17 protein-coding genes and 3 pseudogenes are annotated in these 21,268 nt (G+C 71.5%); 12 read left to right on the top strand and 8 right to left on the bottom strand.

Annotation, left to right across the window (positions count from 1 at the left end):
- The 5 genes and pseudogenes from VH969_RS19355 to VH969_RS19335 all read left to right on the top strand — a co-directional run.
- Positions 1-207, top strand: a pseudogene (locus VH969_RS19355) (glutamate--cysteine ligase); the annotation flags it as partial.
- Positions 208-250: 43 nt separating this feature from the next.
- A pseudogene (locus VH969_RS19350) lies at positions 251-1,045 on the top strand (metallophosphoesterase); the annotation flags it as partial.
- 237 nt (positions 1,046-1,282) lie between these two features.
- A complete protein-coding gene (locus VH969_RS19345; protein ID WP_331976147.1) occupies positions 1,283-2,941 on the top strand; it encodes an AMP-binding protein in 1,659 nt (552 codons plus the stop codon).
- 116 nt (positions 2,942-3,057) lie between these two features.
- Complete coding sequence (locus VH969_RS19340; RefSeq protein ID WP_331976145.1) at positions 3,058-3,441, top strand: VOC family protein; 384 nt, start codon at positions 3,058-3,060, stop codon at positions 3,439-3,441.
- Between the two features lie 115 nt (positions 3,442-3,556).
- Positions 3,557-3,943: a cold-shock protein gene (locus tag VH969_RS19335; protein WP_331976143.1), complete on the top strand. Its 387-nt coding sequence runs from the start codon at positions 3,557-3,559 to the stop codon at positions 3,941-3,943.
- Here VH969_RS19335 and VH969_RS19330 read toward each other — a convergent pair.
- The 3 genes from VH969_RS19330 to VH969_RS19320 all read right to left on the bottom strand — a co-directional run bounded on the left by VH969_RS19330 (position 3,940) and on the right by VH969_RS19320 (position 7,123).
- Positions 3,940-4,419 (bottom strand): DUF2771 family protein, encoded by a 480-nt coding sequence (locus tag VH969_RS19330; protein WP_331976141.1) that lies wholly within the window; start codon positions 4,417-4,419, stop codon positions 3,940-3,942. The genes VH969_RS19335 and VH969_RS19330 overlap by 4 nt on opposite strands.
- A gap of 10 nt (positions 4,420-4,429) precedes the next feature.
- Entirely contained in the window at positions 4,430-6,274 is a 1,845-nt protein-coding gene (locus tag VH969_RS19325) for an MFS transporter (RefSeq protein WP_331976139.1), read from the bottom strand.
- Positions 6,275-6,337: 63 nt separating this feature from the next.
- Positions 6,338-7,123 (bottom strand): glutaminyl-peptide cyclotransferase, encoded by a 786-nt coding sequence (locus tag VH969_RS19320; protein WP_414638572.1) that lies wholly within the window; start codon positions 7,121-7,123, stop codon positions 6,338-6,340.
- Here VH969_RS19320 and VH969_RS19315 point away from each other — a divergent pair.
- Together VH969_RS19315 and VH969_RS19310 are read left to right on the top strand one after the other, a co-directional pair.
- A complete protein-coding gene (locus tag VH969_RS19315; RefSeq protein ID WP_331976137.1) occupies positions 7,035-10,172 on the top strand; it encodes a DUF3027 domain-containing protein in 3,138 nt (1,045 codons plus the stop codon). The two genes, VH969_RS19320 and VH969_RS19315, sit on opposite strands and share 89 nt — an antisense overlap.
- Entirely contained in the window at positions 10,102-12,954 is a 2,853-nt protein-coding gene (locus VH969_RS19310; RefSeq protein ID WP_414638571.1) for a sacsin N-terminal ATP-binding-like domain-containing protein, read from the top strand. Before VH969_RS19315 ends, VH969_RS19310 begins: the two co-directional genes overlap by 71 nt.
- Here VH969_RS19310 and VH969_RS19305 read toward each other — a convergent pair.
- A complete protein-coding gene (locus VH969_RS19305) occupies positions 12,951-13,241 on the bottom strand; it encodes a DUF2530 domain-containing protein (protein ID WP_331976133.1) in 291 nt (96 codons plus the stop codon). The two genes, VH969_RS19310 and VH969_RS19305, sit on opposite strands and share 4 nt — an antisense overlap.
- 20 nt (positions 13,242-13,261) lie before the next feature.
- Between VH969_RS19305 and VH969_RS19300 the strand changes: the two genes are divergently transcribed.
- The 3 genes from VH969_RS19300 (at position 13,262) to VH969_RS19290 (ending at position 16,612) form a co-directional block, all read left to right on the top strand.
- Positions 13,262-14,743, top strand: a complete 1,482-nt coding sequence (locus VH969_RS19300) for an NCS2 family permease (protein ID WP_331976131.1) — start codon at positions 13,262-13,264, stop codon at positions 14,741-14,743.
- A 103-nt stretch (positions 14,744-14,846) separates the two neighbouring features.
- Complete coding sequence (locus VH969_RS19295) at positions 14,847-15,293, top strand: MarR family winged helix-turn-helix transcriptional regulator (RefSeq protein ID WP_331976129.1); 447 nt, start codon at positions 14,847-14,849, stop codon at positions 15,291-15,293.
- Between the two features lie 29 nt (positions 15,294-15,322).
- The gene (locus tag VH969_RS19290) at positions 15,323-16,612 is read left to right on the top strand and encodes an MFS transporter (protein ID WP_331976127.1); all 1,290 of its coding nucleotides are present in this window, start codon (positions 15,323-15,325) and stop codon (positions 16,610-16,612) included.
- Between the two features lie 145 nt (positions 16,613-16,757).
- Here VH969_RS19290 and VH969_RS19285 read toward each other — a convergent pair whose 3' ends face one another.
- On the bottom strand, positions 16,758-17,543 hold the full coding sequence (locus tag VH969_RS19285) for an HAD-IIA family hydrolase (protein WP_331976125.1): 786 nt from the start codon (positions 17,541-17,543) through the stop codon (positions 16,758-16,760).
- 60 nt (positions 17,544-17,603) lie between these two features.
- Between VH969_RS19285 and VH969_RS19280 the strand changes: the two genes are divergently transcribed.
- Entirely contained in the window at positions 17,604-17,873 is a 270-nt protein-coding gene (locus VH969_RS19280; RefSeq protein ID WP_331976123.1) for a MoaD/ThiS family protein, read from the top strand.
- 834 nt (positions 17,874-18,707) lie between these two features.
- A complete protein-coding gene (locus tag VH969_RS19275; RefSeq protein ID WP_331976149.1) occupies positions 18,708-19,370 on the top strand; it encodes a transglycosylase family protein in 663 nt (220 codons plus the stop codon).
- A 161-nt stretch (positions 19,371-19,531) separates the two neighbouring features.
- On the opposite strand, the gene VH969_RS19270 is transcribed toward VH969_RS19275, so the two are convergent.
- From VH969_RS19270 to VH969_RS19260, 3 genes and pseudogenes are all read right to left on the bottom strand, one after another.
- Positions 19,532-20,452: a molybdenum cofactor biosynthesis protein MoaE gene (locus VH969_RS19270; protein ID WP_331976121.1), complete on the bottom strand. Its 921-nt coding sequence runs from the start codon at positions 20,450-20,452 to the stop codon at positions 19,532-19,534.
- Positions 20,449-20,955 (bottom strand): cyclic pyranopterin monophosphate synthase MoaC, encoded by a 507-nt coding sequence (moaC, locus tag VH969_RS19265; RefSeq protein WP_331976119.1) that lies wholly within the window; start codon positions 20,953-20,955, stop codon positions 20,449-20,451. The genes VH969_RS19270 and moaC overlap by 4 nt, the downstream gene beginning before the upstream one ends.
- Positions 20,952-21,268: pseudogene (locus VH969_RS19260) on the bottom strand (molybdopterin molybdotransferase MoeA); the annotation flags it as partial. The gene moaC and the pseudogene VH969_RS19260, both read right to left, overlap by 4 nt.

The following is a 21,268-nucleotide window of genomic DNA, read 5'->3' as shown; positions in this document are numbered from 1 at the left end:
GTCTCGGATGTGGTGCGGGAGCGGTATCTCGGCGTGATCGAACAGCGGTGTCTCGCGCAGCGCACGGGATCCACGTGGCAGCGCGCGACCGTCGCTCGCCTCGAGGACCGCGGGATGGACCGGGACGCCGCGCTGGTGGGCATGTTGCGGCGCTACATCGAGCTGGCGTCGTCGAACGAGCCGGTGCACTCGTGGACGGTGATCTGAGGCAGCTTCGGCAACGCTCTGCTACCTGGCATATTGTCGCGGTGTGCAGGAGGACGGGCCAACCACGTACGTGGTCGGCGACGTGCACGGGCACCTGGACGAGCTGCTCGGGGCGTTAGCCGACGCCGGACTGGTCGACGACGAGGCGACCTGGTCCGGCGGTGACACCCACCTGTGGTTCCTCGGCGACTTCGTGGATCGGGGCCCCGACGGCATCGGCGTGATCGACCTGGTCATGCGCCTTGCCGGGGAGGCGAAGGAAGCCGGCGGGCAGGTCGAGGCGCTGCTCGGCAACCACGAGATCCTGCTGCTCGGCATGCACCGCTTCGGCGAGACCGACGTGCCGTCGGACTTCGGTCCGCGCAGCTTCGCGCGCAGCTGGGAGATGAACGGCGGCCAGATCACCGACCAGGAGGCCGTCACCGGCGAGCACATCGAGTGGCTGAGCTCGCGGCCCGCGCTCGCGCTCGTCGGCGACCACCTGCTGATGCACTCCGACACCGTCGAGTACCTGGTGTGGGGCGGCGGCATCGACGAGATCAACACCGGCATCCAGGACGTCCTGCACGGCGAGGACATCGTCGACTGGTGGGAGGTCTGGCGCCGGCTGACCACGCGGCACGCCTTCCGCGGCCCGCACGGCGGCGAGGTCGCGAGCCAGCTGCTGGCCGTGCTCGGCGGCAAGCAGGTCGTGCACGGACACAGCGTCATCGCCGACCAGCTCGGCGTGGCCCCGGCGCAGATCGAGGCCCCGTTCGAGTACGCGGATGGCCTGGTGCTGGGCGTGGACGGCGGCGTGTTCGTCGGCGGCCCGTGCCTGGTCGTGCGGCTCCCGTACACCGACGACCGCGAGGACGAACCGGCCGAGCCCGAGGCGCGGGACGAGCCACCGGCCGAACCACCCGCCGAGTCACACACCGGGGACGTCGAGGACACCGGGGACGCAGAGGACACCGAGGACGCCGAGGAGGAAACCGCCGGGGAGGAGCGGCCGGCGGCGGAGGCTGACGAGGCGGTCGACTAGAGGCAAGATGGGACCGGTGCCGCAGGAGGCCCGCACGAGGAGGTGCGCCCAATGACGACCGTTCCCAGCCAGGTCAGCTACGTGTCCGGCACGTCGGACAAGCCGCTGCTCGGCGACACGATCGGTGACGACTTCGACCGCACCGTAGCCGCGCACGGGGACCGCGACGCGCTCGTCGACCGGGCGAGCGGGCGAAGGTGGACCTACCGCGAGCTCGCCGACGAGGTGAACGCCGTGGCACTGGGCCTGGTGGACCTCGGCGTCGAGAAGGGCGACCGGGTCGGCATCTGGTCGCCGAACTGTGCCGAGTGGACGTTCACGCAGTACGCCACCGCCAAGATCGGCGCCATCCTCGTCAACATCAACCCGGCCTACCGCACGCACGAGCTGAAGTACGTGCTCAACCAGGCCGGCATCCGCACGCTGGTCGCCGCGCGCAGCTTCAAGACGTCCGACTACGCCGCCATGATCGAAGAGGCGCGGCCGGAGTGCCCGAACCTTCGCGACGTGCTGCTGATCGGCAGCGAGGAGTGGACGGGGCTGGTCGCCGCCGGCCGCGGCGGGTCGGCCGCGCACCTGGCCGAGCTGCAACAGAACCTCGCCGCCGACGACCCGATCAATATCCAGTACACGTCCGGCACGACCGGCTTCCCCAAGGGCGCGACGCTGTCGCACCACAACATCCTCAACAACGGCTACTTCGTCGGCGAGCTGTGCAACTACACCGAGGCCGACCGCGTCTGCATCCCGGTGCCGTTCTACCACTGCTTCGGCATGGTCATGGGCAACCTCGCGTGCACGTCGCACGGCGCGTGCATGGTGATCCCCGCGCCCGCGTTCGACCCGAAGGCCACGCTCGAGGCGGTCGCGGCGGAGCGGTGCACCTCGCTCTACGGCGTGCCGACGATGTTCATCGCCGAGCTCGCCGACCCGTCGTTCTCCTCGCACGACCTCTCGTCGCTGCGCACCGGGATCATGGCCGGCTCGCCGTGCCCGGTCGAGGTGATGAAGCAGGTCATCGAGCGGATGGGCATGGCGGAGGTGACGATCTGCTACGGCATGACCGAGACCTCGCCGGTGTCCACGCAGACCCGCGCCGACGACAGCGTCGACCGCCGAGTGTCCACTGTGGGCAGAGTGCACCCGCACCTCGAGGTGAAGGTGATCGACCCGGAGACCGGGCTGACCGTACCCCGCGGCACGCCGGGCGAGTTCTGCACGCGCGGGTACTCGGTGATGCTGGGTTACTGGGAGCAGCAGGACAAGACGGCCGAGGCGATCGACGCCGCGCGCTGGATGCACACCGGCGATCTCGCGGTGATGGACGAGGAGGGTTACCTCAACATCACCGGCCGGATCAAGGACATGGTGATCCGCGGCGGCGAGAACGTGTACCCGCGGGAGATCGAGGAGTTCCTCTACACGCACCCGGACATCCAGGACGCACAGGTGATCGGCGTGCCGGACGAGCGGTACGGCGAGGAGCTCATGGTGTGGGTGAAGATGCGCGAGGGCGCCACCCCGCTGACGGCCGAGTCGCTGAAGGAGTTCTGCACCGGGAAGCTCGCGCACTACAAGGTCCCGCGCTACGTGCACATCGTCGACGAGTTCCCGATGACGATCACCGGCAAGATCCGCAAGGTGGAGATGCGCGAGGAGTCGGTGAAGCTGCTGGGCCTCGAAACCGCGGCGGCCGCCAAGCACGCCTGACCGGGCGTGACCGGCCGGTCCGGCACCGAAGCGAACGTGGCCACGCTGGGCCGAATGGCGCAGCATGGGTGAGCCGCGCCCGTCCGAACGAGGGCGCCCGGCCACGAGGAGGCCACATGCTCACCAAGGCCATGACCACCACCATGCTTCCGGTGTCCGACATGGAACGCGCAGCGAGGTTCTACGGCGACACGCTCGGCCTGCACGCGAAGGCGACCGGGGCGGACGGCAGCCGGATCTTCGACGCCGGCAACGGCGACGCGATCGGGCTGATGGATGCCGAGCCGGGCGCACAGAGCGCGCACACCGTGCTGAGCTTCGAGGTGTCCGACATCGCGGGTGAGATCCGCGACCTCGAGGGCCGCGGTGTCCGGTTCGCCGACTACGACCTGCCCGGCCTGAAGACGGTCGACCACGTCGCGGAGATGGGCAGCGAGAAGGCGGCGTGGTTCAGCGACACCGAGGGCAACATCCTGTGCATCCACGAGGTGACCGGCTGATCCGGCACGGATAGCAGGCAAACCGGCTACCCCCGCCGCCCCGAGGTGGCCTAGGCTGGACGAACGCGTCCTGGGTACGCCCTAGGGCGCGTTCGTTTGTGTGGAGGTGACCGTTGTGCCGACCGGAAAGGTCAAGTGGTACGACTCGGAGAAGGGCTTCGGGTTCGTCACACAGGATGGCGGCGAGGACGTCTATGTCCGGTCGTCTGCCCTGCCGGCGGGAGTGCCGGGGCTGAAGGCCGGCCAGCGCATCGAGTTCGGCGTGGCCGACGGTCGCCGCGGTCCGCAGGCGTTGTCCGTGCGGTTGCTGGATCCGCCGCCGTCGGTGGCGGAGGCACGCAGGCGGCCGGCCGAGGAGCTGCACGGCCTGATCGAGGACATGATCAAGCTGCTGGAGGCCAAGGTGCAGCCGGACCTGCGCCGCGGCCGCTACCCGGACCGCAAGGCCACCAAGCGGATCGCCGACGTCGTGCGCGCGGTCGCCCGCGAGCTGGATCCCTAGGCGGGTTCGACCTGGGCGGACCACACCGCGCGCGTCACGGCCTCCGGGCCGTCCTCCCCCTGCACCAGCTTGCCCCCGGCCTGCTTGACCTCGACGGTCTGCAGCTGGTCGCCGGCGGCGGGCGGCTTCGCGTCGAAGGAGTCCTGCTTGCCGGGCCCGAACGTGGCCACGGTCCGCGGATCCTGCTGCACGCCGGCCGCCGTGCGGTACTGGATCACGACCGACCACGGCGTGTCCGCGATCTCCTTGGGCACGCGCACGCGGACCGGTGTGCCGGGCGCCGCCTTGAGCTTGACCTGTGCGGCGGTGTCGCGCTTGCAGTCCTGCACCTCGACGGTGCAGTAGAGGAACGGCTTCGCGGTGACGGTACCGGCCGCCACGGTGAAGTCGACCTTCGGTGGCGCGGGCGGCGGTTCGGGCGCGGCCGAGCATCCGGCGAGGACCAGGACGGCCGCGGCGAGGACGAGCTTGCGCACGGCGACGAGCCTACGTGCGCTGGTCCGGCGCCTCCCGCACGGCCGGGCTGGGCGTGAACTTCCGCGGCTGGCCCGGGCGCCACGGACGGATCGGCCGGTCGCCGCCGAACCACGGGAGCAGCGACTGGCCGCGGCGGTTCAGCATGGTCTGGACCAGGCCGAGCGCGAGCAGGACGCTGATCACGAGGAAGCCGACCCAGAACGTCGGGGGCAGCAGGACGCCGATGGCCCCGCCGAACACCCAGGCGAGCTGCAGGACGGTCTCCGAGCGGCCGAACGCGGACGCGCGCGACTCCTCGGGCAGGTCGTCCTGGATCACCGCGTCGAGGCTGTTCTTCGCGATGGCGCTGGCCGTCGCGCCGACGAGGCCGACGATCGCGGCCGTGCCGATGCCGGGCAGGATCGTGGCGACCAGGCACGTGGCCAGGCAGCCGACGACGCAGCCCAGCACCACCTGTTCGGGGTGGCCGAGGTGCGTCCGCGCGCCGATCCCGTTGCCGATGAAGCTGCCCGCGCCCGCCGCGCCCGCGATGACGCCGAGCAGCAGCAGCTGCATGAACGGCTCGCCCTCGGTCTGCGCGCGCACCGCGAACGCGGCGAACATCATCAGGAAGCCGGTCAGCACCCGGACCGTCGCGTTGCCGGACAAGGCGACCACGACCTGCCGGCCCATCGGCTGGCGTTTCGCCTTCTCCGGGTTGGCCGACAACGAGGCCGGCACCTCGCCCTCGGTGACCTCGACCCACGCCGGGATCCGCATGGCCTGGAACGCGCCGACGACACAGATGAGCGTGGTGAACCACAGCGCGCCCGGCGAGTCGAAGATCTGCAGGACGAGCGTGGCGACCGCGCCGAACACCGCGCCCGCGGCGAGGCCGAAGACGGTGAGCCGCGCGTTGGTCTTGGCGAGCGTGATCTCCGGCGGCACGACCCTCGGGGTGACCGCGGCCTTCAGCACCGTGAAGGACTTGGACAGCACCATCTTCCCGAGCGCGGCGGGATACAGCAGCCAGGTGTCGAAGTTGACCGCCATGATCACGCACATCAGCGCCTGGCCGGCCGACGCCGCGCACATCGCCAGGCGCCGCCCGCGCTGGATCCGGTCGAGCGCGGGGCCGATCACCGGCGCCACCAGGGCGAACGGCGCCACCGTGATCAGCAGGTACAGCGCCACCTTGGTCTTGGAGGCGTCGGCGCTGGCCGCGGAGAAGAACAGCGTGTTCGCGAGCGCGACGGCCATGGCCGCGTCGCTCGCGTAGTTGAGCATCGTGGCGTAGGTCAGCGCGGTGAGGCCGGACTTGTCGGCGCCGTCGGCGTTCGCCGCGCGGCGGAACGCGCGCACGGCGTTGTTGGTGAGCTGCCGTCCACGGATCGCGGCGACGCGGGTGACCGTGAGCTTCTTCGGGTAGTTGGGGGCGGCGGCCGGGCGTTCGCGCCGGGGGTCGGCCTGGCGGTCTGCCGGTGCGTCGCGGCGCTGGGCCTCGGGGTGGTCCGGCGCGTAGCCGTCCGGGCCGTAGGTCTCCGGTGGTGTGCCGGGCAGCCGGCGGCGGGGTGGCGGGACGTCGCGCCAGTTGCGCGCGGGCGGCTCGTCGCGCCAGTTGCGTGCGGGCGGCGGCTGGCGCCGGACGGGCTGGGTGCGCCGCTGGTCCTCGGACGGGTAGGCGGGCGCGCCCGGGATCGCGCCGGTCAGCGGCTCCTCGCGCGGCGGTGCCGGGCGTGGCGGCTGCTCGTAGGGCAGCGTGGGCTTGGGCCGGATCGCGGGCTGCTGCTGGTCGGTCCAGCTACGGCGGCGCTTGCGGCCGGAACGGCCCTTGCGGCCGTCCGGCTGCTGGTCACCGGAACCGGAACGAATCACTCTTCCATCCTGCCGTAAGACGAGCTCGCATGAGGTGTTGACGGCTCGCACGGCCAGGGCATGTCAATCGCCGTCGGTGACGAACCGCACCCGGAACATCGCCGGCCACAACTTCCCCGTGACGAGGAACTCGTCGGTGCCCGGTATCGATGCGATGCCGTTGAGGACGTCGGTGCCCGCGCGGTCCTCCGCGGGGAGAAGCCCGGTGAGGTCGACGGTCGCGGTGACCTTGCCGGTTTCCGGGTCGATCCGGACGATCCGGTCGGTCCGCCACACGTTCGCGTAGACGTCGCCGTCGACGCACTCGAGCTCGTTGAGCTGGTCGATCGGCCGGCCGTCGGCGTCGGTGACGTCCGTGTGGCCGGTCTCGTCGAAGGTCGCGGGGTCGCGGAAGGTGAGCCGGTCGGTGCCGTCGCTCATGATCAGCCGCTTGCCGTCGTGGCAGAGTCCCCAGCCCTCGCCGGCATAGCTCGCCCGGCCGCGCTCGGCGAGCGTCCTCCGGTCGCGCTTGATCGCGACGCCGTCCTGCCACGTGAGCTGCCAGATCGTGTCGCCGACGACCGTGATGCCCTCGCCGAACATGTCCGCGGGCAGCCGCGTGGACTTCTCGACCTGTCCGGTGTCGGGGTCGGTGGCACGCATGCTCGACTCGCCCTCGAGCCCGGTGCCCTCGTAGAGGACGCCGTCGTCGATCTCGAGGCCCTGGGTGAACGCTTTGGGGTCGTGCGGAAGGGTTTCGAGGACGTCGGCCTTGAGGCTCGTGGGTGCGCTCGGCGTCGGCGGTGACGGGTCGGCGGGCGCGCAGGCGGCCACGAGGAGGGCCGCGACGGCGGCGAGAAGAGCCCGCACGGGACCAGCCTTACATGAGTTGGGGGGCGGTGCGGCACAATCGTGCCCGATGAGTGCGACGGAGCCTGAGCTGCGGGACCACGCCCTGCTGGGTGAGGTCGACCTCGCGCGCGCGGCCGCCCAGGAGGAGGCCGCGGACGAGGAGGTCGGCGCGCACGTAGGTGCCCAGGTCGAGGGCGAGACCGCGGTGACCCACCTGTTCGAGGCCGACAAGCCCGGCTACCAGGGCTGGCGCTGGGCGGTCACGGTAGCGAGCGCCGGTCCCGAGACGGACGTGACGATCAGCGAGGTCGTCCTCCTGCCCGGCCCCGACGCGCTGGTCGCGCCCGAGTGGGTGCCGTGGGAGATGCGCGTGAAAGCCGGCGACCTCGGCGTCGGCGACCTCCTGCCCACCGCACCGGACGACCCCCGGCTGGTCCCGTCGTACCTTCAGTCCGACGACCCGGCCGTCGAGGAGATCGCGTTAGAGGCCGGTCTGGGGCGGCCGCGGGTGATGGCCCGCCCGGCCCGCCAGGAGGCGGCGACCCGCTGGCAGCAGAGCGAGTTCGGCCCGCGGTCGGACATGGCCCGAAGCGCGCCGGCGCACTGTGGAACGTGCGGCTTCTACCTGCCGCTGGCCGGCTCACTGCGGGCGGCCTTCGGCACGTGCGGCAACGAGATCTCCCCCGCGGACGGCCACGTGGTGCATGCGGAGTACGGCTGCGGCGCCCACTCCGAGGCGGAGGTGGAGCAGGTCTCCCCGGTCCTGGTGGCCAACCTGATCTACGACGACGCCAAGCTGGACCTCGAGCCACTGCCGTCGTCCCCCGAGGCTGCTTCGGCGGCGCCCGCCGCCGCGATGGCGAACGTCGGCGAGTTATCGAACGCCGGCACCGCTGAGGCGCCCCCCGTCGAGCCCGAGGCGACCGAGCCTCCGGCCGAAGTCGCCGAGCCGTCGGCCATCGAGCCGCCGATCACCGAGGCATCACCGGCCGAGGCCGCGCCGGAAGTCGCGCCCGAGGCGACGGTCGAGCCGCAAGCCGCCGAAGCCGAGACCCCAGCCGACATCGCAGCGGAGGCGGCCGCCGAGCCCTCGCCGGTCGAAGCACCGACCACCGAAGCACCGGCCACCGAAGCGCCAACCGCCGACGCGACCGAGACCGCCGAGGCTCCAGCCGACACCGCGGCCGAGGCGACGGCCGAGCCGTCGACCACAGAGGCGCCACCCGCCGAGGCCACCGAGACGGCGGCGACCACCGGCGCACCACCGGCCGAGGCGCCCAGCGCCGAAGCGCCCGGAACCGCCGACACCGCAGCGGACGCGGTCGACGAACCAGCGGCCACCGAGGCGCCATCCATCGAGACGCCGAGCGGCGAGACCGCAGAAGTGCCACCCGACTCCGCAGAGGTCGCCGCCGAACCGTCGACGATCGAGGCCGAAGTCGCCGAGACGGTGGCGTCCCCTGCGGACCCGGCAGCATCGGCAGTCGCCGAACCGGCGGCCACCGAGACGCCTAGCGCCGAGGCCGAAGCGATCGAGACCGCCGACACCGCAGCGGACGCGGTCGCCGCATCAGCGGCCACCGAGGCGCCCACCACCGAGGCGCCCACCACCGAGGCGGCCGAGACCGCGGAGCCGCTTGCCGGCACCGCGCCCGAGCCGCCGGCCGCCGAGGCCGTAGCGCCGCTCGAGCCGGTGGTCACGGCCGAGACGTCGCTGGACGCGCCGGCCGAGCCGTCGACGCTGACGCCGTGGATCCGCCCCGAAGGCGCCGCCAAGCAGGACGAGCTGCCGGAATCGACCGACGCGGTCACCGAGCATGCCGAACCATCCGCGGGCGAGGATCAACTGCCGGCCGGCACGGTCCAGCCGCCGGTCGAGGTCGGCGAACAGGTCGAGGAGACAGCGGAAGCGGCCGCCATCGAAGGCGAGCCGGTCACGACCGGCGACCAGTCGGCGGTGCCCGCCGAAGCGTCGGCTCCGTCCGGATGGCAGCCGGCGGGCACTGAGCCGAGCACCGGCGAACCAGCCGCCGCGACGGCCGAGCCGGAGACAGCCGACCAGGCCGCGGCCGAAACGACCACGATCGACGATCAGCAGCCGGCGGCGGATCTGCCCACCGACACCGCTGAGCCACCGGTGGCCGGCGCCGAGCCGGAGACCGGCGACCAGACCGCCGCCGCCGAAACACCGGCAACGGACGTCGAGCCCGGCCCGTTCGACTTTGGACCGGCCCAGGCGGGCACGGACCTGGAGACAGGCGACCAAACCGAGCCCACCGACCCCGCCACAAGCGGCCAGGAGCCGTCCGCGCACCAGCCCGGCGAGCAGCCGAGCGAGGTAACCGCCGACGCCGAGCCGAGCGCACCCATCACCGGCGGCGCGGCGGAGACCGCCACGAACCTGGAGACAGGCGACCAGACCGCGGACGCGGGCCCGGCGACAGACGAGCAGCAATCCGTGGCAGACCAGCCCGGCGAGCAGCCGACTGCGGAGGGCACGTCCGTCGAACCGGTGGTAGATGAGCCCGGCTCGCCTGTCATCGGCAGTGAGGCCGGCGCACAGCCGGGGGCCGGCGACGCCGCGGATGCGGAGTCAGCCGCCGCCAATGAGCGGGAGAGCGTTGCCGGCGAGCCGATCCCGTACTCGGAGCAGAACGGCGACGAGCCGGAACAGGCTGAGCAGCAGTCGATAACCGAGGAAGCAGGCGACGCGGCGCAGGCTGGAGCAATCACGCAGCTGACCGAGTCGGCCGCCGGCGATGAGCCGGCGGACATCGAGCATGCCAATGTCGCCGAGCGGGCCAGCGCCGAGCACACCGGCCAGGACCACCCCGAGCAAGCCACCGACCAGTACGCCGAGCACGCGCCGGGCGAGCAGCCCGGGGCTGAGCAGGACGAGCAGGGCCACGTCCAGCAGGCCGCGGGTGAGGACTCGCCGGGTGAGCCAGCCGGCGAGACTGCGGGCACCGAGCCGGACACCGGCACGGCCGACCCGGATGACGGGGCGCGGCGGGTGCTCGGGTGGTCGCCTTGGGGTGGGGTTGAGCGACGGTCCGAGGGTGACTGATCCGTTCGGTACCGGGGCTCTTCGTGAGTCCGTGCTCGCCTCGTGGCGGGATTCCCCTACCCGCTTCCGCGAGGATGCCAACGCCGAAGAGGACCTCTTCCTCGGCGGTTACCGGGACCGGCTGTTCGTCGAGTTGGCGCAGAACGCCGCGGACGCGGCCGGACAGGACGGCCGGCTCCGGGTGTCCTTTGTAGACGGGGAGCTGCGGGTCGCCAACACGGGACGGGCCCTGGATCGCGACGGGGTGGCTTCGCTCGCCTCGCTGCGGGCTTCGGCCAAGCAGCAAGGGGTCGGGCGGTTCGGGGTCGGGTTCGCCGCCGTGCTCGCCGTCTGCGACGCTCCTCGGGTGGTCTCGACGAGCGGCGCGGTCGCGTTCTCCGCTCAGCGAACGCGGGAGGCCATCGGGCGCGACGGGCGGGTTCCCGTGCTCCGGCTCGCCTGGCCCACCGACGAGCAGCCGCCTGCCGGGTTCGACACCGAGGTCCGGCTGCCGCTCCGCGAAGGCGTCGACGCGGCACAGCTGCGGCGTGAGTTCGAGCGGCAGGCCACCGACCTCCTCCTCGCCCTCGACGGCCTGCGCACGATCGAGATCGGCGAGCACGCCTGGCGTCGGGACGACGGACCCCGCACCAGCGTCCACGGCCCGGACGGCACGACCGACTGGCTCGTCGTCCGCGAGCGCGGGGAGCTGGCCGACCTCACCGGGCTGGGCACCGAAGCTCGTCCACAGTGGACAATCTGCTGGGCGGCCAGCACCCGTGGCCCGCTGACCGACGAGGTGCTGCACGCCCCCACCCCCACCGACGAGCGCCTCTCGATCCCGGCCCGCCTCATCGCCACCCTCCCCATCGAGGCCGACCGGCGCCACGTCCGGCCGGGCCGGGCCACCGACACCGTCCTCGAGCACGCGGCGAACGCGTATCCCAGGCTGCTCGAGCTGACCGAACCCGAACGACGGGTCGCCTACGTCCCCGCGCCCGGCTTCCCCTTGTCCGAAGTGGACGAACAGCTGCGCGCGAAGGTCACCGAGGCGCTGCGCACCACCGCCTGGCTCCCGACGCGAACCGGCACCGTCGAACCCCGCCACGCCACGACCGTCCCGAGCCGCCAGCTGGTCGACGCCCTCGACGACACCATCGAGGGCATCACCACGGCCGAACACGACGCCAAGCTCCAGGCCCTCGACGTCACCCGCCTGACCGTCGCCGACATCGTCGAGCGGGTCACCGGGATCGACCGGCCACCGGACTGGTGGCACCGGCTCTACGACGCCCTCGCCCCGATCGCCGACGTGGACAAGACCGCCCGCGAGGCGCTCGGCGCACTGCCGGTACCGCTCGCCGACGGGCGCACCCTCCCCGGGCCACGCGGCACGCTCATCGCCGACACCGCGCTCGAGGTCGACCTTCCCATCGTCCACCCGGACGCCGTGCACCCGATCCTCGAACGGCTCGGCGCCCGCCACGCCAGCCCCGCGGACCTCCTCGAGGCCACCCGCGAGGCGGTCGAGCGCAGCCTCGACGACGCCGAGTCCGGCCTGGACGTCGGCAAGCTCCGCGACACCGTCCTGACGCTCGTCGGCGAGGCCGGCGCCCGCCCCGGCGAGCACCCGTGGCTCGGCGCCCTCGCCCTGCCCGACGACACCGGCGACCACCGCCGCGCCGACGAGCTCGCCCTCCCCCAGGCCCCCTTCCTCGACGTCCTCGACGACGACTCCCCGCTCGGCGTCCTCGACGACGACGTCGCCCGGAGCTGGCCACCTGCGTCGCTCAGGGCGGTCGGCGTGCTCGACGGCTTCGCGCTGGTCCAGGACGAGTCACCGACCGGGCCCGACCACGACCTCGCCGACGAGGCCGACTGGTGGGACGACCAGCCCGAACCGCCGGCGCGCGTCAACGCCGTCCGCGACCTCGACCTCGTCGCCGACGAGGCCTGGCCCGCCGCGCTGCGGCTCCTCGCCGGCGAGCCCGAGACGTGGCAGGCCCTCCACGAACCCGGTGGCTACACCGGCTGGTGGATCGCCCACCACGCGCTCCTCGCCGGCCGGCCGCCCCGCGAGTGGCGGCTCGACACCGCCCACGACCTCGCCGGCCTCTACGACCCAGTCCCCCCGGTCGGCGTCGACCCGTCGGTTCTCGCCGCGATCGGCGTGCGCACCACGCTCGACGTCACCGACGACGAGCTCCTCGACCGCCTCGGCGACCCGCAGCGCGAGGTGAGCGCCGGCGCCACGATCCGCGCCCACGCCGCGCTCGCCCGGGCGGTCCGCGACGGCACGCTGTCGGCTCGCGACCTCGAACCGCCGCACGCCGCGCGCTCGCTGACCGGTCAGGTCGTGCCCGCCGCCGAGGGGCTCGTGCTCGACAGCCCCTGGGTGCTCGGCGTGGTCGAACCGGAGCGCGTCATCACGGCCGGCGACGACTTCGCGCTCGCCGAGCCGCTCGCGGAGCTGCTGGACCTGCCGCTCGCGTCCGAGGTGGTCGTCGGGACCGTCGCCGAACCGGCGGAGACGGTGCGCTGGGCCGATCTCGGCGCCGTGGTCGACGCGTGCGACCTGGCCGGCATCCCGGTGCCGGACGGCGGCCCGCGCGTGCACGACCGGCTGACCGTGCGAATCGGACTCGCCCGTCACGAGGTGACGTGGTGGGTCGACGACGGCGTGCTGCACTGTGTCGACTCGACGGCCGGCCTCGCCCGCGGGCTGGCGTGGGCCGCGGACCGCTGGGCCGACCGGCACCTGCTCGCGGCCCTGCTGGACGATCCGGAAGGCGTGCTCCGCTAGAGGTTGCGCTGCGCGCCCTTCGCGCCGCGGCGGGACGCGCGGCGCTGCCAGGCCATGATGGGCATGCCGATGAGGCCGAGCACGAAGCCGGCGAGAGCGGTCCACAGCCAGATCGGCGGGCCGGCATCGTAGCCGTACCGGGCGATCAGCAAAACCACCAGCGCGACCAACCAGAGTGCCGTGCCGGTATACACAACCGGCGGAAGTGCCAGCAGGCGCGCCGAAAGTGGGGGTGGAGGTGACTTCTCAATATCTTTTGGCGCGTCGGGTTCCGCTGGGCCTACCACATGCGCGAGGCTACCGCCTCATGGCGAACACGACAGCGTCGAGCACGACGGAGTCCTCGTCGGGGCTGGATCGCTTCTTCAAGATCTCCGAGCGCGGCTCCACCATGGGGCGGGAGATCCGCGGCGGCCTTGTCACGTTCGTGACCATGGCTTACATCGTGGTGCTGAACCCGCTCATCATCGGCAGCTTCACGGCCGACCCGAACAACCCCGCCACCCACGACGACGCGTTCGGCGACATCCTGCCCGCCGGACAGGTCGCCGCCGTGACCGCGCTGGTGGCCGGCGTCATGACGATCCTCTTCGGACTTGTCGCGAACTTCCCGTTCGCGCTGGCCACCGGACTCGGCATCAACGCCTTCGTCGCGTACTCCATCGCGCCCCAGATGAGCTGGGCCGCCGCGATGGGCCTGGTGCTGCTCAACGGAGTCGTCGTCCTGATCCTCGTGCTGACCGGCGTCCGAACGATGGTGTTCCACGCAGTGCCGGCGTCGCTGAAATCCGCGATCGCGGTCGGCATCGGCCTCTTCATCACGCTGATCGGCCTCGTCGACGCCGGGTTCGTCCGCCGGCTGCCGGATGCCGCCAACACCACCGTTCCGGTCGGACTTGGCATCAACGGCTCGATCGCGTCGTGGCCGACGTTCGTGTTCGTCATCGGCCTCATCATCACCGGCATCCTGGTCGCCAAGCGGGTCAAGGCCGCCATCCTGATCGGCGTGCTGGCCACGACGGTCATCGCGATCATCGTCGAGGCCATCGTGAACGCCGGGCCGTCCGCGGGCACCAACCCGAAGGGCTGGAACCTCGGCTACCCGGCGCTGCCGGACAACGTCGTCGGCGCCCCCAACCTCTCGCTGCTGGGCAACTTCAACTTCGACGCCTGGGTGCAGGTGCCGGTCATCACGGCCGTCCTGTTCCTGTTCACGTTGGTGCTGACCGACTTCTTCGACACGATCGGCACGATGACCGGGCTCGGCAAGGAAGCCGGCCTGCTGGACGCGGACGGCAGGTTGCCGAACACCGGCAAGGCGCTGTTCATGGACGGCCTGGGCGCGGTGGCGGGCGGCGCGGCGTCGTCGAGCTCGAACACCGTGTACATCGAGTCCGCGTCCGGCATCGCCGAGGGCGCGCGCACCGGGCTCGCGAACATCGTCACCGGCCTGCTGTTCATCGCCGCGATGTTCTTCACCCCGCTCTACGCGGCGGTTCCGGTCGAGGCCGCGGCGCCGGCCCTGATCGTCGTCGGCGTGCTGATGATGGCGCAGATCAAGGAGATCGACTTCACCGACTTCACGATCGCGCTGCCGGCGTTCCTCACGATCGTCGTGATGCCGTTCACCTACTCGATCGCCAACGGCATCGGCGCGGGCTTCATCAGCTACGTGCTGCTGCGGGTGGCGACCGGCAAGGCACGCGGCACGCACCCGCTGATCTGGATCGTCGCGATCCTGTTCGCGGTGTACTTCGCGATCGGGCCGATCGAGGCGGCCATCGGCTGAGCTCCGACGAACGCTGCCGCGTGATCGGCGAACGTGATCGACTCAACGTGATCGCGTCGCTGATCATTGTGACGCAGCGCAATTCGTGAGGTATGCTAACGATGTGTCGAGAACGGAGCAGGACGTAGCCGAACGCTCGCTCGCCAGCCGCCTGCGGCTGGCGACGGTGCGGCTCAACCGCCGGCTGCGCGGCCAGCGGACCAGCTCCTCGGTGACGCTCACCCAACTTTCCGCGCTTTTCTGTCTGCACAAGTGCGGCCCGCTCACGCCAGGTGAGCTCGCGGCCAAGGAGGTCGTTCAACCCCCTTCCATGACAAGGGTGATCGCCGCTCTCGAGGAGGCCGGCTACGTCAGCCGACGACCGCATCCGAGTGACGGCCGGCAGGCCATCGTGGAGATCACCGAGGAGGGGAGCGCTCTCATCCTGGCCGACATCTCGGCGCGCGAAGCGTGGCTGGACAAGAAGCTTGCGGAGCTGTCCCAAGAGGACCGGGAGCTCCTGTCGCGCGCGGCCGAGATCCTGGACCGGATGGCGAGCCAACAGGATTAGTGGGAAGAGCCAACACATCACGCCGCAGCATGTTCGGGTCGCTGCGCGTCCGTAACTACAGACTGTTCGCGTCCGGCCAGGTGATCTCCAACGTCGGCACCTGGATGCAGCGCATCGCCCAGGACTGGCTGGTGCTGGAGCTGTCCGGCTACAACCCGGTGGCGCTCGGTATCGCCGTCACCCTGCAGTTCGTACCGACGTTGCTGCTGACCTTGTGGGCCGGCGTGCTCGCCGACCGGCACGACAAGCGCCGCATGCTGATGCTCATCCAGAGCGGCATGGCGACGAGTGCGCTCGTGCTGGGGGTGCTCGACGTGAGCGGGCTCGTCGCCCTGTGGCACGTCTACGTGCTGTGCTTCGTGTTCGGCGTGTTCACCGCGTTCGACCCGCCCGTGCGGCAGTCGTTCGTCGGCGAGATGGTCGGCAAGGAGCAGCTGACCAACGCGGTGGCGCTGAACTCGTCGACGTTCAACATGGCGCGGATCGTCGGCCCGGCGATCGCCGGCCTGATGATCATCTGGACCGGCACCGGCTGGGTCTTCCTGGTCAACGCGGTGTCGACGGTGGCCGTGATCGTCAACCTGGGGCGCATGAACCCCGCGGAGCTGTACCGCGACCCGAAGCCCGCGCGCCGGCGCGGCCAGCTGCTCGAGGGGCTGCGGTACGTGCGCAGCCGGCCGGACGTCCTTGCGGTGCTCGTGCTGATCTTCTGCGTCAGCACGTTCGCGTTCACGTTCAACACGACGCTCGCGATCGCGGCGGCGAACGTCTTCCACCGGCGGGCCGACGGCTACGGACTGCTGTCCACCTTGCTGGCCGTGGGCACGTTCGCCGGCGCCGTGCTGGCGGTGCGGCGCTCGACGCGGCGGCGGCCGGGGCTGCGGCTGCTGATCGGCGCGGCGTTGGCGTTCGGCGTGCTCGAGGCGGTCGCCGGGCTGATGCCGAGCTACCTGACGTTCGGGCTGGCGCTGATCCCCTGCGGGGTGGCGATGATGACGTTCATCAACACGGCCAACGGAACCGTCCAGCTGGGCACCTCGCCGGAGATGCGCGGGCGGGTCATGTCGCTGTACATGCTGGTGTTCATGGGCGGCAACCCGATCGGCGGGCCGATGACCGGCTGGCTCGCGGCGGAGTTCGGCGGCCGCTCACCGTTCGTGCTCGGCGGCATCGTCGCGATCGTGTGCACGGCGGTGTGCGGCGTGCTGCTCGCGCGGCGCGGCGGCGTCCAGGTCCGCGAGCGGATCATGCCGCGCTTCGCCTTCCGCCGTCGGGCGCCGGAACCCGTCGCGCAGGAGCTCGAGCAGGACGCCGCTTGACCGTCGCTGGTCAATGGTTGCCGGATCCGGTTAAGTTAGGCTAGCCTAATCACGTCGCTTCGTGGTGGGAGCGGCGGTCAGTTCGGGAACATGCGGAACCCCGGTCCCCTCGGGCGGCACCGTCCGGGACCGGGGTTTCGTACGTCTACGGCTCGGGAAACGGCTCGTCGGCGCGGCCGACCAGGTCGGCGACCGAGTCGATCACCCGGCTCGGGCGGTACGGGAAGCGTTCCGCGGTCTCCGGGTTCGAGATCCCGGTCAGTACCAGGATCGTCTGCAGGCCGGCCTCCAGCCCGGACCGCACGTCGGTGTCCATGCGGTCGCCGATCATCAACGTCGACTCGGAGTGCGCGCCGAGCGTGCGCAGGGCGGAACGCATCATCAACGGGTTCGGCTTGCCGACGAAGTACGGCGAGTGCCCGGTGGCCCGTTCGATCAGCGCCGCCACCGAGCCCGTCGCCGGCAGGGAGCCCTCCCGGGAGGGCCCCGTGGCGTCCGGGTTCGTGGCGATGAACCGTGCGCCCTGCTCGACGAGTCGGATGGCCGTGGTGATCGCGGTGAAGCTGTAGGTCCGCGTCTCGCCGAGGACGACGTAGTCCGGGTCGCGGTCGGTCAGCACGTAGCCGATCTCGTGCAGGGCCGTGGTGAGCCCGGCCTCCCCGATCACGAACGCCGAGCCCTCCGGGCGCTGGGAGTCGAGGAACATGGCCGTGGCGAGGGCGGAGGTCCAGATCGACGTCTCGGGCACGTCCAGACCCGTGCGGTGCAGCCGCGCGCGCAGGTCACGTGGCGTGTAGATGGAGTTGTTGGTCAGCACCAGGAAGCGGATCTCCTTGGCGCGCAGCTCCTCGATCAGCTTGTCCGCCCCGGGAATCAGGTGCTCCTCGTGCACGAGCACGCCGTCCATGTCCATCAGGTAGGTCCAGGCCATGGCCACATCGTCCCGCACGCCCCGCCGGGCCCGCGTGTCGCGGCGGTTAACCTTGTGGATGTGACCACAGCCGCCGCAACCACCGTGCGGGTGCGCTACTTCGCCGGAGCCCGCGCCGCGGCGGGCGTCAACGAGGAGACCGTCCGGCTGCCGGCGGACGCCCGGGTCCGGGACCTGGTAGCCGACCTGGCCGACCGCCACGGCGACGCGCTCACGCGGGTGCTGACCGCCTGCAGCTTCCTCCTGGACGGGGTCGCCGTCCGGGACAAGGCCAACCCGCTGCCGGACGGCTCCGAGGTGGACGTGCTGCCCCCCTTCGCGGGCGGCTGAGCACCGCCGCGCGCCACACAGCCTGCGCCGGCCAGGCGGTCTGCGAGCGAGGTGCACGCCGACCGCCTCAGCCGCAACCCCCTTGACGTCTGATGACAAGCGGCTGACCTGCGACGACACAGCCTGTCCAAGATCAACGGCGGCCGGCGGCCCCCCGATCACCACTCTGGCCACGACGACCGACGAGATCGGCGCGAGCGCCTGAGGTCTGTGGACAACCAGAAACGCACAGCAACCGTAGACCGTATACAAAAAACGGTGACACGCCGAGACGAATCGCCGTTTGACACCCCGATTCGGCGGACGACTTCGCCGTCGAATCGTCCCCCGCATTAGTTATCGCATTGCAGCAGGTAACGAAGCGATTTCAGAGGGCTGTCGTCAACCATTCGGGCAACGGTTTACCACACCGGCAATCGGCGGCCGGTGCACGTGACACGCGCCTCAGATCTACTGAATTATCCGCATGAGATTCACTCCCCTAAACAACAAGCAGCACCGCGCTGACCTGCGTGAACAATCGCGATCGAATCGCTTCAAATAGCGTTACTGTGACGACGGTCACACCGCTCTCAATTTCCAATCCTCGAATTGCTTACGTACCGTCGCCTCCGGTTGGTCTCGACCAACCACGCAAGACCCGAGTGTCCGTAACGCCTAGCCCGGTCCGGCGGGCACTCGCAGAAATACCCCCGACTGAAAGAGATCCTCTGGACCGGGACGAGGGAACACGACGAGCCCCCGAAGCGAGGCGTGGCGCCGGATATCCGGCTCGACCTCCCCGAAGGTCGGTCCCACAGCGCAGGACGCGTAGGCGTTGAGGCAGAGAGCGAAATGGCGTACGTAGGCAAGCACCGCAAGCCGTCTTTGCGCAACATCGCGCGCGTCGTCGTCGCCGGCGCCGTGATCGGTGTTCCGCTGGCGGTCGCCACCGCCCCGGCCCAGGCCGATCCGGTCAACTGGGATGCCATCGCTCAGTGCGAGAGCGGCGGCAACTGGGGCACGAACACGGGTAACGGCTACTACGGTGGCCTGCAGTTCTCCCAGGGCACCTGGGAGGCGAACGGCGGCTCCGGCAACCCGGCCAACGCTTCGCGTTCGGAGCAGATCCGGGTGGCGCAGAACGTCCTGCAGAGCCAGGGCATCGGCGCGTGGCCGGTGTGTGGCGCCCGTGGTGGTTCGTCCGGTGGCGGCGGGGGCTACAGCGCCCCGCAACAGCAGCAGCAGTCCTCGAACGAGTCGAGCTCGAACCAGTCGAGCTCGAATGAGTCGACCTCGTACGAGGCCCCGCGGCAGGTGCAGTCCGCTCCGGTGAAGCCTGTGCTCGCGAAGTCCAACCCGAAGGGTGACTACACGGTCAAGGCCGGCGACACGCTGACCAAGATCGCGAAGCAGCACAAGGTGACGGGCGGCTGGCAGGCGCTCTATGAGAAGAACAAGCAGTTCATCGGCGACCCCGACCTGATCCTCGTGGGTCAGAAGATCGCCACCAAGTGAGCTGCTCCGTGACGTAGCGAACGCCACGAAGCACTGAGGGGCTCCACCGCGTAAATCCCCCGGCGGTGGAGCCCTTCGGCGTCTCCGGGGCACACCGGGGCACAACGGGGCACGACGGGGCGACGAGGCGCCTCAGGGCCCTGCCGAGGCGCGCAGGGCGCTCAGGGGCAGTTGACCCACTCGTCGGTGCCGTCGGTGAAGTTCTGGTGCTTCCAGACCGGCAGCCGCCGCTTGACGTCGTCGACGAGGTCCGCGCACGCCGAGAACGCCTCCTGGCGGTGTTCGGCCGCCACCGCGCACGCCAGGGCCACGTCGCCGATCGCCAGCGCGCCGATCCGGTGGCTGACCGCGACCGCCCGCAGGCCCGGGTGCCGCCCGGCGACCGCCGTGGCGACCTCCTCGATGACGGCCTTCGCGCTCGGGTGGCCCTCGTAGTCCAGGTCCACCACGCCGCGGCCCTTGTCGTGGTCGCGGACCACCCCGGCGAACGTGACCACCGCGCCCGCGGCGGCCTCCTCGACCAGGTTCGCGTGCTCCTCGACCGCCAGCGGCGACTCGCTGATCTCGGCGCGCAGCACGCGCGCCGGGGCCGCCTCCGCCGCCGACCGGACGTGGTCGCCGCCGTGGACCTGGTCCACGGCGTGGTCCAGGACGTCGGCCAGCACGCCCAGCCCGTCCTTCACCCCACCCGTGGAGCCCGGCAGGTTCACGACGAGCGTCGAGCCCGCCACGCCCGCCCGGCCGCGGGAGAGCACCGCCGTCGGCACCGCCGGCAGGCCCGCGGCACGTACGGCGTCGGCCAGCCCGGGGATCTCGTAGTCCAGCACGGACGCGGTCATCTCCGGCGTGCGGTCGGTCGGCGAGATGCCCGTGCCGCCCGTCGTGATCACGACGTCGACCCCCGCCGCGACCGCGGAGCGCAGCGCGTCGCGCACCGGCTCGCCGTCCGGGACGACCTCGGCCGGCCCGACCTCGTAGCCGTGGTCGCGCAGCCAGCCGGTGATCAGCGGGCCGGTCTTGTCCGAGTAGACGCCGGCGGCCGCGCGGTTGGACGCGGTCACCACCCGTGCCGTACGCGTCATCGGTCCTCCGGTCGGGTCCAGGTGCCGGTCTTGCCGCCGTCCTTGCGTTCCAGGCGCACGGCGTCCAGCGCGGCCGCGGGGTCAACGGCCTTGATCATGTCGTGCAGGGTGAGCCCGGCGACCGCGACCGCGGTGAGCGCCTCCATCTCCACGCCCGTGCGGTCGCTCGTCTTCGCGGTCGCGGTGATGGCGACCTCGTTGTCCCGCAAGGAGAAGTCCACCTTCACCCCGGACAGGGCGATCGGGTGGCACAGCGGGATCAGGTCCGGCGTCCGCTTGGCGCCGGCGATCCCGGCGATACGGGCGACGGCGAGCGCGTCGCCCTTGGGTACCTCCCCGGCGCGCAGGGCCGCGACCGCCCGCGCCGACAGCCGCACCCGTCCGGTCGCGCAGGCCGAACGCGCGGTGACCTCCTTGCCGGACACGTCCACCATCCGCGCGTGGCCGGCGCTGTCCACGTGCGTGAGCCCCAAGTGGCCGGAGCCCGCGTTCTCGCTCGTCACGGCAGGACCATCACCTCGGCGGTGTCGCCCTCGCTCATCTGCACGACCCACTCCGGCACCACGACCAGCGCGTTGGCCCGGCCCAGCGTGGCAATCTGGTGCGAGCCCTGCCCGGTCAGCGGGGTCACCCGCCCGCCCGGCCGGTCGAGCACGCCGCGCACGAAGGACCGCCGGCCGGCCGGCGAGCGCAGCGGCCCGGTCAGCTCGGCCTGCACCGTCTCCAGGCCGAGCCCGTCGTAGCCCTGCAGCGCGGCGATCGCGGGCCGGGCGAAGACCTGGAACGAGACGTAGGCGCTGACCGGGTTGCCGGGCA

Source organism: Actinophytocola sp. (assembly GCF_036555685.1).
Taxonomy (GTDB): Bacteria; Actinomycetota; Actinomycetes; order Mycobacteriales; family Pseudonocardiaceae; genus Actinophytocola.
The sequence above is the reverse complement of the archived record's forward strand: the minus strand, read 5'-3'. Positions and strand labels throughout refer to the sequence as shown.